We start from the raw sequence: 12081 nt of genomic DNA, 5'->3' as shown, positions 1-12081 counted from the left end.
GCAGGGCTATTTTTTTCTCTAATGAAATATTTATAAGCAAAAAAAAATGCGCAAGTTTCCTTGCGCATAGATATAGTTAAATCATAAAATCTTTTTTATCCCAAGTATGACTTGAGGATTTTGCTTCTAGAGGTATGTCTCAAGCGTTGTAGCGCTTTGTCTTTGATTTGACGCACACGCTCTCTAGTCAAGCTGAATTTCTCTCCAATCTCTTCCAGAGACAATTGGTGATTAGAACCTAATCCGAAGAACAATACGATAATTTCTCTTTCGCGCTCTGTTAAAGTAGCCAACGATCTTTTGATTTCTTCAGACAATGATTCGTCGATCAACGAACTGTCGGTGTCTGGGTCGCTGTTTTCCAATACATCCAATAATGTATTTTCTTCACCTTGTACAAATGGTGCATCCATAGAAACATGGCGTCCAGAATTACTTAATGTATCCGATACTTTGTCAACAGTTGTTTCCAAGATATCAGCTAATTCCTCTGGTGATGGCTCACGTTCATATTCCTGCTCCAATTTAGAAAAGGCTTTGCTGATCTTACTTAGAGATCCTACTTGGTTTAATGGTAAACGAACGATACGAGATTGCTCAGCAATTGCTTGCAAAATTGATTGACGAATCCACCATACCGCATAAGATATAAACTTAAACCCTTTAGTTTCATCGAAACGTTTTGCTGCTTTTATTAAGCCTAAGTTTCCTTCGTTAATCAAGTCCCCTAGGGTCAATCCTTGATTCTGGTATTGTTTTGCAACGGATACAACGAAACGTAAGTTGGTTTTAGTTAATTTCTCTAATGCAACCTGATCACCTTCACGAATTCTTTGGGCTAGAATAACCTCTTCTTCTGCTGAAATTAAATCTACCTTACCGATTTCATGCAAGTACTTGTCAAGGGACTGCGACTCACGGTTGGTGATGGATTGTGTAATTTTGAGCTGTCTCATCTAAATATATAAACCTTTCTTTTCTGAAATGTTTGCAAACATAACAAATTTATACGAATATTTTCTAATCTAATTGTAAATTATTAACTCATTATGAGTTAGTTACAAGCGGTGAGGTGATGTTATACTAACATCAAAAATCATTCCAAAATATCATCTGTCAGCGTGTTTATGGACGATTTAACACACATTTAACTTAATTAACTTGCTTATTTCAATTAGCGTTTCCTGAAGTTAAAACAATTCGCATGAATGATTGTTTTTTAGAATGTAATAATCACGTGCAAAATATATTTGTTATGCCTATAATTGTTCATCTAGATGATATCATGTCTCAGAGAAAAATGTCTCTGAATGAGTTGAGTTCCAAAGTTGGGATTACACTCTCTAATTTGTCTATTATCAAGAACCAAAAAGCTAAGGCTATACGCATCAGTACATTAGATGCTATCTGTAAAGCATTAGCTTGTCAGCCTGGTGATATTTTTAAGTATGTTGAAGACTAGTTCGTCGTTCCTTCCAATCGATAGCCTCTAAGAAAATCACTTACTGACATTCTTTTTTTGCCTTCAATCTGAATTTCTAATAATTTTAGAAAACCGTCTTTTGTTGCGAATTTTAGCTCATTTTTGCCGTCGCTGATATATGTTCCTGGCTTAAGGTCATGTTTTTCAATAATTATTTCAGACTCATAAATCTTCAATACTTTTCCATCTATATGAGTGAAAGCAGTTGGGTAGGGGCTTAAGCCTCTGATTAAGTTATATATTTTCACAGAATCATTTTCCCAATTGATTAGACAATCTTCCTTAAAGATTTTAGGAGCATGTTTTAAGTTTTCAGTGTCGATGCTATCTTGAGGAATAGGATGAATATCGTTCTTCTTGATTGCATTTACAGTTCTTATCAATAATTCAGCACCTGCGAGCATTAATTTGTCGTGTAGATCGCCTGCATTGTCATTGTCTAATATTTCTACTTCTGTAGAAAACAATATATTACCAGTATCGATCTCATGTTGCAATAAAAAAGTGGTTACCCCAGATTTTTTCTCACCATTGATGATAGCATGGTTGATAGGTGCTGCACCGCGGTAATTGGGCAATAAAGAAGCATGTACATTGATTGTTCCTTTTTCTGGCATTTTCCACACCAATTCAGGCAACATTCTGAAGGCAACTACGACTTGCAAATCTGCATTGAAAGATTTCAGTTCGGCCAAGAATTCTGGGTCTCTTAATTTAACGGGTTGTAAGACAGGGATATTTTGAGATACTGCGAACTTTTTGACGGCTGATTCGTGTAATTTCTGGCCTCTACCTGCAGGTTTGTCCGGTCCGGTAACTACTGCCACAACTTCTTCACCAGCTTCAATTAATGCCTTTAGTGATGCAACGGCGAAGTCTGGAGTTCCCATAAATATGATGCGCATATAAAAATATATTAAGATTTGGATGCTTTAACATCCTCATTGTTGGATGACAAATTTTATTAACTTTGCGAAGTTACAAATTTAATTTAAGCTTGAATTTTCCATATTTCTTAGCCAAGAGGATTACATTAGAAGGAAACCGCACGTTTTCAAAGCTAATAGTACGAGTTACTATAGGGGCTTTGACGCTGGCTATTATGGCTATAATTCTTGCAGTTGCTATTCTCAATGGTTTTAAAAATGAGATAACGGAAAAGCAGCGTGGATTTTTTGGCGATATTATTATTCTAAAGAATGAACGTAATGATTCCTATGTCAATACTCCAATCTCTCTAGATGATAAACAGCTTGCTAAAATCAAAGAAAATCCGAATGTAAAAGATGTATATCCTTTTGCAACCAAAGCAGGTATCATGAATGTCAAAGGTGAGGTAGAGGGGGTGTTACTAAAGGGTATTGACAAGGATTATGATCAAGATTTTTTATCCAAGACCATATTGGAAGGCGATACTTTGGATTTTTCAGCGGAGGATGCCGATAATCAATTGCTCATATCTTCTTTAATGGCCAATAGGCTGCACCTAAAGGTAGGAGAGAGTTTTATCATGTACTTTATCCAAGAGCCTGTTCGGAAAAGAAAATTTACTGTTAGGGGCATATTCACAACAAATTCTGAAGAACTGGATAAGATATACGTAATTGGTTCACTGCCATTGATTCGACGATTGAATAATTTGGAGGATCATCAGGCAGGAGGTTATGAGGTGCGGGTGAAAGATTTCAACCAACTATTTCAATCAACAGATGAACTGAATAACACTTTAGGCATTGAGCTTTATGCTACCAATGTTGTTATGCAGATGCAAGATATTTTCAATTGGCTCAATATGTTGGACATGAATGACAACATCATTTTTGTCCTTATGGTTATAGTGGCTGTTATCAATATGATTTCTGCTCTATTGATATCTATATTGGAAAGGTCTCCCATGATTGGAATGCTGAAGGCATTAGGAATGCGGAACGCTAAAATCAGAACTGTCTTCTTGTACAATTCTTTATACCTCATTGGGTATGGGCTTCTTTTAGGGAACTTGATAGCCATCGGTCTGTACTTTTTCCAGACGAATACCCATTTCTTCAAACTAGATCCAAGTATCTATTATGTGCCATTTGTTCCTATGGATATTTCTTGGACAGCCGTCCTTTGGCTGAATATTTCCTTGATTGGAATTGCATTGATTACACTATTTATTCCATCGATGCTAATTTCAAGAATATCACCAATTAAAACTATTCAGTTCAAGTAACATTCTTGGCTTTTTAACTATCGTAAAGTATACTTTCCTTAATTTTACTTATCTTTCACGGGAAAACAATCTGTGTTTTCAATTGTATAGAACTACAGAAATAATTATATGAGCGATAAAATTTTTGACCATTTAATTCACGCTTTTGAGGCACCTTTGACCAATCCGGTCCTTATTTTTTCCTTAGTATTATTTATTATTTTATTATCTCCCATTTTATTGAGACCTATAAAGGTTCCTGGAATTATTGGGTTAATTATTTCTGGGATAATTATTGGTCCCCATGGGTTGAACTGGTTAGAGAAGAATTCAGCAGTTGACTTGTTCTCAACAATTGGTTTGCTTTATATTATGTTTATAGCTGGTTTAGAGCTAGATATGAATGAATTTAAAAAGACTAAACATAAATCATTGATGTTTGGTTTTTTCACTTTTATCATTCCAATATCCATCGGTTTTCCGGTTTGTTATTATATTTTAGATTACAGTCTATTAACAAGTATTTTAATTGCGAGCATGTTTGCTACGCATACTTTGGTATCGTATCCAATTGTAAATCGGTATGGTATATCCAAGAATGAAGCGGTGGCCATAACGATCGGTGGTACTATTTTAACTGATACTGCTGTATTAATTATCTTAGCTGTAATTAAAGGTGCTTCTCAAGGGGAGATTACCAATGAATTCTGGATAACACTTGGAGTTTCCTTTGCCATCTTTTTGTTTATTATGTTCGGTGTTATCCCGAAGATTGCGAAATGGTTTTTTGAAAAGGTTGAAAGTGAGAAAACAGGTCATTATATTTTTGTGTTAACAGTTGTTTTCTTTGCGGCTTTCCTGGCAGAAATGGCGAATCTGGAGCCGATTATTGGTGCCTTTGTTGCGGGTTTAGCGCTCAATAAATTAATACCTCATTCATCAGCCTTGATGAACCGAATAGAGTTTATCGGAAATGCGATTTTCATTCCATTCTTCTTGATTTCCGTAGGTATGATTGTTGATATCGGTGTCATAACAAATAGCACAGGATGGACTGTTTTTTATGTTGCTGGTGCGCTGACATTGGTTGGAATTGTTGGTAAGTTCTTAGCTGCAACTGCAACCCAATGGGCTTTTAAATATTCAAAGAATGAGCGGAACTTAATCTTTGGTTTAAGTAATGCACATGCTGCAGCAACATTAGCGATAATCATGGTTGGTTATAACAATGATATTATCGATGAAAACGTATTGAACGGAACGATTATTCTAATTTTAGTAAGTTGTATAATTGCATCTATTGTAACTGAAAATGCGTCCAAGAAGATTGTTTTGGAAGGCCGTCAACATACAGAACACATTGAACATGTTGAAGAGCATGAGGAACAGATAATTATTCCTATTGCGAACCTCAATAATATGGAGGCCATTTTGGATTTTGCAACATTGGTAAAATCGAAGAAATCTCCGCATCCTTTAAATATTCTTTCGGTAGTTCCCAATGATGAGCAAGCTGAAAGGAACTTATATGAAGCTAGACAGAACTTAGATAAAATGGCGAAATATGCTTCTGGTTCGGAAACCGAAGTAGATTTAATGACCAAGGTTGACTTTAATATTGCGAGTGGTATTAGCAGTGCTTCGAAGGAAGCTTTTGCAGATTGTTTAATCCTTGGTTGGCCCAGTGCAACTAGTTTTGTTGAAAAAATTGTAGGAGAGAAGACTGAAAGTATATTAAATAGGACGGATGCTACGCTAATGATGTGTAGGATTGAAAAGCCATTTATCGCCAATAAGATGATTACCATTTTTGTTCCTCCGATGGCAGAATCAGAAGTAGGTTTTGCTTATTGGATGGAGAAAATGACAAAATTAGCTTCGGAACTTTCTCTTCCTATTACATTTGTTTGTAATAGACGTAGCCATAGGGCCGTAGAATTAATGCTTGACAATCTGAAATCAAGTGTTCCTGTAACATTTGAAGAATATGAAGATTGGGATAATATTTACGGATTGGCAACTTTCAGCAATTCGGATTCCTTATTGGTTTTTGTTTCAGCAAGATATGGAGATGTTTCTTACAGAGATTCTTTAGATGGCTTGGCGAAGAGAGTAGGTAAATACTACAAAAACCAAAACCTGATCTTAATCTTCCCATCGAGGTTGGAAGATCAGCATATCGATGAATACGAAGATGTTCAAACTGCTCCAATCTTTAGAAGAATCAGTCGTGAGATTGGAAATATGTTCAGCAAAGAAAAATAATATATAATTAAAAATTAGCATATGTCAGATAAGATAAGTATAGAATCAAACGGTAAATTAAATGTTCCAGATCAAGTTACTATTCCTTTCATTATTGGAGATGGCATAGGTCCTGATATTTGGAATGCTTCTGTCCGTGTATTCGATGCCGCAGTAGAAAAACTATATAATGGCAAGCGAAAGATCAATTGGAAGGAAGTTTTAGCTGGTGAGAAAGCCTTCAATGAAACTGGCAGTTGGTTGCCAGAGGAAACATTGGATGTTTTTAAGGAATATTTAGTTGGCATAAAAGGACCGTTGACCACTCCGATTGGAGGTGGTATAAGGTCTCTAAATGTTGCATTGCGCAAGGAATTGGATTTATATGTTTGCCAACGTCCTACAAAGTGGTATGAGGGTGTTCCTTCACCTGTAAAGCACCCAGAAAGGGTTGACATGGTCGTATTTAGGGAAAATACTGAGGATATCTATGCAGGTATTGAGTTTGCTGCTGGAAGTGCTGAAGCGAAACGCATTCAAGATTTCTTAAAGAATGATCTAAACGTTGATTATAACTTTAGCAATACGACCGGTGTAGGATTGAAGTTTGTTTCTGAAGAGGGTTCGAAGCGTTTAATACGAGCTGCTATTGAATTTGCTCTTGCAGAAGGTAGGAAGTCTGTAGCATTAGTTCATAAAGGCAATATCATGAAGTTTACGGAGGGTGCCTTTAAAAACTGGGGTTATGAATTGGCTGAAAAAGAATTTGGCGATCAAGTTTATACTTGGAACCAGTGGGAACAGACAAAAGCTAAGGACGGTCAAGATGCCGCGAATGCTGAGCAAAAATCTGCTGAGGAAGCCGGTAAATTGATTATAAAGGACGTGATCGCTGATAATTTCTTGCAACAGATTCTCCTTGCTCCTCAGGATTATGATGTTATTGCTACGCTTAATCTAAATGGAGATTATATTTCTGATGCCTTAGCTGCTTTGGTAGGAGGTATAGGAATTGCTCCTGGCGCAAATATCAATTTCAAGACTGGCCACGCCATCTTTGAAGCAACGCATGGTACTGCTCCAAGATTTGCCAATACAAATACAATGAATCCATCATCTGTAATCTTGAGCGGTGTAATGATGTTGGAATATATGGGATGGAAAGAGGCTGCAGATGCGATCGTTGATGCGCTAGCACAAACCATCAAAGACAAAACAGTTACTATTGACTTCTATAACCTTATGGAAGACGCAACCTTGGTGAAAACTTCTGAATTTGCAGATAAAATAATCGAGAAGATTTAATTCTTTGGATTTGAAATTTAAAAGCTGAACTTTACAAGGTTCAGCTTTTTTTATGCATATAACAGAATTACCTAGTTTTATTGTCAATTCCGGCATTTTCAATGAAAATGACCTGGACAAGTTAGCTTCTATTGATCGATTTCCGACTGATGAGGAAATTGATGTTTTCAAATTTGAACCTGAAATTCAAGAACTCTTGAATGCTTTTATAGGTGATGAAAATACCAGAATGACCCATCAGCTGCTAAAGGCTAAAGAATTCCTGGATCAGAATGAAATTCAAAAAGCCTGGAAATTGGTTTTTTTGTGAGAAATAGACATTAGACATTAGACATAAGACATTAGAAATTTATAGTAGATATGAGATGTGAGATATGAGATGTGGGATGACGGTATAAAAGATAATTTGAAATAGTAAGATATATGTTTAACATTCAACAAATTGAGGCGGCTCATTCCAAAGTGAAAACAGGAGCTGATTTTCCAAATTACATTAAAGAAATTCAGGAATTAGGTGTTACAGGATTTGAATATTTTGTTTCAAATGGTAAAGAAATTTTTTTCGGAAAGGATTGCCGAGTAGAATCTCCTGACAAATACGAAGCAATTAATATTTCTAAAGATGTGAATGCTCATATTTTTAAAAATGAATTATTGGCCCATCAACAAGGAAAAACAACGTTTGAAGAGTTTTTGAAAATGAGTGCCGAAACTGGAATAAGCTATTGGAAAGTGGATTTAGACCTAAAAACTTGCACCTATTTTGATTTAGAAGACAGGGAAGTGGTAAAAGAAATGCTTGGCTAGGAGATGGGGGATTAGATATGAGATATGAGATATGAGATGTGAGAAAAGGGATTTCGACTAATATTGGTTTAATAGAGAAATTGCAAAATAAAAATAGAGGAGTAATCTCCTCTATTTTTATTTTGATTGTAGATTATGCAAGAATTAATTCCCACGTTTCATATCTCACTTCTCATATCTCACATCTCAATACTACTTTACGTCAAACCTATCAGCATTCATTACTTTAGTCCATGCTTTGACAAAATCATTGACGAATTTTTCTTGAGCATCTGCACTAGCGTAAATTTCAGCGACAACTCTAAGTTCAGAGTTTGATCCAAATACTAGATCTGCTCTAGTACCAGTCCATTTTGGTTGGCCAGTTTTGCGGTCAGAACCGATATATAACTCTTTATCTTCTGATGCAGCTTTCCAAGCGGTGTTCATGTCCAAGAGATTCACTAAGAAATCATTTGTCAATTGACCTGGTCTGTTTGTGAAGACACCGTTTTTAGATCCATCGTAATTGGTATCTAATACACGCATTCCTGCCAATAGAACTGTTAATTCTGGAACTGTTAAAGTTAATAATTGAGCTTTATCAATTAATAGTTCTTCTGTAGTAGCAGAATATCTTCTTTTCTTGTAATTTCTGAATCCATCAGCAATAGGCTCTAAGAATGCTACAGACTCAACATCAGTTTCCTCCTGGGAAGCATCCATACGTCCTGCAGTGAATGGAACTTTTACTGTTGTACCAGCATCTTTAGCAGCTTTTTCGATTGCAGCATTACCTGCAATTACGATTAGATCTGCAATCGAGACTTTTTTATCTGCAACTTGTGCTTGATTGAATTCATTTTTGATGTTTTCAAGGACTCCTAAGACTTTATTAAGTTGGTTAGGATTGTTTACCTCCCAATCTTTTTGTGGTGCCAAACGCACGCGTGCGCCATTTGCTCCACCACGTTTGTCAGAGCCACGGAATGTTGAAGCAGAAGCCCAAGCCGTAGAGACTAATTCTGAAACTGATAAGCCTGAATTAAGAACTTTTTCTTTAAGGCTTTCAACATCAGCATCATTTACCACCTCATGATTAAGTTCAGGGATAGGGTCTTGCCAAATAAACACTTCAGCAGGCACATCTGGACCTAAATAGCGGGAGCGGGGTCCCATATCTCTATGTGTCAATTTAAACCATGCACGAGCAAATGCATCCGCAAAAGCATCTGGGTTTTCCAAGAAATTCCTTGAAATTTTCTCATAAGCAGGGTCGAATCTTAGGGACAAATCCGTAGTCAACATGGTTGGCTTACGTTTTTTGTTTGGATCGAATGGATCTGGAATTACATCATCTGCATCTTTTGCAACCCATTGGAAGGCTCCAGCTGGACTTTTGGTTAATTCCCATTCGTATCTGAATAAGTTCTCAAAGAAGTTATTGCTCCATTGAGTAGGGGTTTCTGTCCATATTACTTCAAGTCCTGATGTAATTGCATCAGCACCGACTCCTGATTTATACGTACTATGCCAGCCTAAACCTTGGGATTCTAATCCTGCTGCTTCAGGTTCTTTATCTACGTGATCTGCTGATCCTGCACCGTGAGTTTTTCCAAAAGAGTGACCTCCAGCGATTAATGCTACAGTTTCTTCGTCATCCATAGCCATTCTTCCAAAAGTGTCTCTAATATCTTTTGCTGCTAATATTGGATCGGGGTTTCCATCAGGACCTTCAGGATTTACGTATATCAATCCCATCTGTACTGCGGCCAACGGGTTTTCAAGGTCTCTTGAATGATAGTCACCATCCGCCTTTTCTTCTCCAGACAATACGCCATGGTCTTTTTCTGTAATTCCTTCAGAACCACCGTGGGAATAGCGGATATCACCACCTAACCATGTTTCTTCTGAACCCCAATATACATCTTCGTCAGGTTCGAAAGCATCGACACGTCCACCTGCAAATCCGATGGTTTTAAATCCCATTGATTCTAAGGCGATATTTCCTGTTAATACAAGAAGGTCTGCCCAAGAAAGTTTTTTACCATATTTTTGTTTTATCGGCCATAATAATCTTCTTGCTTTGTCAAGACTTACGTTGTCTGGCCAGCTGTTTAAAGGTGCAAATCTTTGTTGTCCCGTTCCAGCGCCTCCACGTCCGTCGCCTACACGGTAAGTACCTGCAGAGTGCCAAGCCATACGGATGAACAAACCGCCGTAATGTCCAAAATCAGCAGGCCACCAATCTTGAGAATCAGTCATCAAAGCATGTAAGTCTCTTTTAACTGCTTCTAAGTCTAGGGTTTTAAACTCTTCAGCATAGTTGAAGTTATCACCCATAGGGTCTGATAAATTTGAGTGTTGACGTAATAAGCTAACTTTTAATCGCTTTGGCCACCAATCGGAGTTTGTAGTTCCTCCACCTGCAACGGTTAAATTTTGTTTTGCATTGCCATTGTGAAAGGGGCATTTGCTGATGTCATTTCCATTTTCCATATCTCTGAATTTGTATTTTTTATTAATTATTGTTTTTTGAATGTTTAAACGTCTATAGTGTCGTAAGATTTAAAGGAGAATCGGCATAATTGGTTTTCCTCTTTAAATTTAATTAAAGTTAGATAAATAAAATTGAAGATGAATGGATGAATAGATAGATTTTATCTATGGATTATAAATGGGTTTTTTAAAGTATTTAGTAGTTAGTATTTAGTAGTTAGATTTTGGGGGCCATAGAAAATTATTCAGTGGTAGATGGGGATAACAGCCACGACGGCATGTAATCTTCGCTCATTCAAAACAGACGTGAATAGTTCATTAAATAGTTTCCTTCTCTTAGGAGAGGGAATGACACGCTCGTTCGTTTAGTGAAGGGGGAATTGGGCGGGAAGTGGTTGCCGCAGCGACCATTTCCCGCCCAATTCCCCCTTTAGCCCTCCCAAGAAACCTTGTCATTCTCAAGCTTTAGCTTGGGAAACTATTTAGGCGCATTGCAGGATTTTAGTTTGTTCGGAAGTGTGGATTGTCATTTAAATAACCAGCAATTTATAGTGACACCCCTCTGGGGTTTTCTCGCCGTGGCAGGTGTCCCCACCTGCCACTATAATATGACAATGGTCTTATTTTTTCTATAATAGTTGCACCCCTAGCGGGGTTGTGTGGCGCCGTATAATCTTTTCTATAATAGTTACACCCCTCTGGGGTTAACAAACATGCCACACCTACGGCGTTGGTATTTGAGGTGATTTTCATTTCTATAGATATTACATGCCTACGGCATTTAAGAGATATTTCATGCCTACGGCATTTAAGAGTTATTTCATGCCTCCGGCATTTTACCCCGATGGGGTTTTCTCGCCGTGGCAGGTGTCCCCACCTGCCACTAGAATATGACAATGGTCTTATTTTTTCTAGAATAGTTGCACCCCTAGCGGGGTTTGATGGCGCCGTATAATCATTTCTATAATAGTGACACCCCTCTGGGGTTGGATGGCGCCGTATAATTATTTCTATATTTGTGACACATCTCTGGGGTTGGTTGAATAATCCCTTTATGTTTAAATTTTTTAAAAATGATTTCAGTAACAGATGGGGATAACAACCACGGCATAGCGACTGTCAAAATTAGACTTGGATATATTGATTTTAAAAATATCCCGCTTTACAGTCATCTAAATCCTAACTGCTAAATACTAAATATGATTGAGATTTTAATAATATCCCGCTTTATAGTCATCTAAATAGTCCACAGGTTTTGAAACTGATCCGGATCATACCGAAAGTTTGGGGGGTAAAGACTTTTAAGCATACAATTTCATCACTCTGTACAGGAAGAATGTTGTGTCCCTTACGCCACGGAAGACACTCCTGAAAGCTTTGAGTTTTGCATTGAATGATTCTGCCGATGCATTAGTACTTCTGTTGTCGAAGTAATGGAGAATGTATTGATGATGAGCTGCAATGGATCTTGCTACGCTCTCAAAGGAAGCAATGCCCGCATTCTCAACCTGATTATGCCACAGGCCTAGTTTGGTAAATGCGACCTTTTTGTCCCGGCATTTGTTGGTTG

10 protein-coding genes are annotated in these 12081 nt (G+C 37.3%); 6 read left to right on the top strand and 4 right to left on the bottom strand.

The genetic code is table 11. From position 1 onward, the window contains the following. Positions 1 to 95: 95 nt before the first annotated feature. A complete protein-coding gene (locus CRT24_RS12175; protein WP_093096797.1) occupies positions 96 to 956 on the bottom strand; it encodes an RNA polymerase sigma factor RpoD/SigA in 861 nt (286 codons plus the stop codon). Positions 957 to 1255: 299 nt separating this feature from the next. Between CRT24_RS12175 and CRT24_RS12170 the strand changes: the two genes are divergently transcribed. Further along, positions 1256 to 1462 carry a helix-turn-helix transcriptional regulator gene (locus tag CRT24_RS12170; protein ID WP_099371530.1) on the top strand — a complete coding sequence of 69 codons (207 nt, stop codon included), beginning with the start codon at positions 1256 to 1258 and terminating at the stop codon, positions 1460 to 1462. Here CRT24_RS12170 and fmt read toward each other — a convergent pair. Beyond that, entirely contained in the window at positions 1459 to 2388 is a 930-nt protein-coding gene (gene fmt, locus CRT24_RS12165) for a methionyl-tRNA formyltransferase (protein WP_099371516.1), read from the bottom strand. The genes CRT24_RS12170 and fmt overlap by 4 nt on opposite strands. 65 nt (positions 2389 to 2453) lie before the next feature. Between fmt and CRT24_RS12160 the strand changes: the two genes are divergently transcribed. The 5 genes from CRT24_RS12160 (at position 2454) to CRT24_RS12140 (ending at position 8033) form a co-directional block, all read left to right on the top strand. Next, a complete protein-coding gene (locus tag CRT24_RS12160) occupies positions 2454 to 3698 on the top strand; it encodes an ABC transporter permease (protein WP_306473164.1) in 1245 nt (414 codons plus the stop codon). Between the two features lie 108 nt (positions 3699 to 3806). After that, a complete protein-coding gene (locus tag CRT24_RS12155; protein WP_099371514.1) occupies positions 3807 to 5942 on the top strand; it encodes a cation:proton antiporter in 2136 nt (711 codons plus the stop codon). A gap of 21 nt (positions 5943 to 5963) precedes the next feature. Further along, positions 5964 to 7226, top strand: a complete 1263-nt coding sequence (gene icd, locus CRT24_RS12150; RefSeq protein ID WP_099371513.1) for an NADP-dependent isocitrate dehydrogenase — start codon at positions 5964 to 5966, stop codon at positions 7224 to 7226. Between the two features lie 52 nt (positions 7227 to 7278). Beyond that, entirely contained in the window at positions 7279 to 7536 is a 258-nt protein-coding gene (locus tag CRT24_RS12145) for a hypothetical protein (RefSeq protein ID WP_099371512.1), read from the top strand. Between the two features lie 113 nt (positions 7537 to 7649). After that, entirely contained in the window at positions 7650 to 8033 is a 384-nt protein-coding gene (locus tag CRT24_RS12140; protein WP_099371511.1) for a DUF1398 domain-containing protein, read from the top strand. 192 nt (positions 8034 to 8225) lie between these two features. Here the strand turns inward: CRT24_RS12140 and katG are convergent, their stop codons facing one another. Continuing rightward, positions 8226 to 10511: a catalase/peroxidase HPI gene (katG, locus tag CRT24_RS12135; RefSeq protein ID WP_099371510.1), complete on the bottom strand. Its 2286-nt coding sequence runs from the start codon at positions 10509 to 10511 to the stop codon at positions 8226 to 8228. A 1301-nt stretch (positions 10512 to 11812) separates the two neighbouring features. Next, positions 11813 to 12081 (bottom strand): transposase (locus tag CRT24_RS12130; protein WP_144034574.1); only part of this gene is annotated, 269 nt, incomplete at its 5' end.

The organism is Sphingobacterium sp. 1.A.5, assembly GCF_002734235.1.
Taxonomy (GTDB): domain Bacteria; phylum Bacteroidota; class Bacteroidia; order Sphingobacteriales; family Sphingobacteriaceae; genus Sphingobacterium; species Sphingobacterium daejeonense.
Note: the sequence above shows the minus strand (reverse complement) of the source record. Positions and strands in the feature narration are given on the sequence as shown.

Bases quoted from the DNA above. Each gene is read 5' to 3' on its own strand.
- fmt (WP_099371516.1), bottom strand. From the start codon at position 2,388: ATGCGCATCATATTTATGGGAACTCCAGACTTCGCCGTTGCATCACTA.
- katG (WP_099371510.1), bottom strand. From the start codon at position 10,511: ATGGAAAATGGAAATGACATCAGCAAATGCCCCTTTCACAATGGCAAT.
- CRT24_RS12175 (WP_093096797.1), bottom strand. From the start codon at position 956: ATGAGACAGCTCAAAATTACACAATCCATCACCAACCGTGAGTCGCAG.
- CRT24_RS12140 (WP_099371511.1), top strand. From the start codon at position 7,650: ATGTTTAACATTCAACAAATTGAGGCGGCTCATTCCAAAGTGAAAACA.
- CRT24_RS12155 (WP_099371514.1), top strand. From the start codon at position 3,807: ATGAGCGATAAAATTTTTGACCATTTAATTCACGCTTTTGAGGCACCT.
- CRT24_RS12170 (WP_099371530.1), top strand. From the start codon at position 1,256: ATGCCTATAATTGTTCATCTAGATGATATCATGTCTCAGAGAAAAATG.
- CRT24_RS12145 (WP_099371512.1), top strand. From the start codon at position 7,279: ATGCATATAACAGAATTACCTAGTTTTATTGTCAATTCCGGCATTTTC.
- icd (WP_099371513.1), top strand. From the start codon at position 5,964: ATGTCAGATAAGATAAGTATAGAATCAAACGGTAAATTAAATGTTCCA.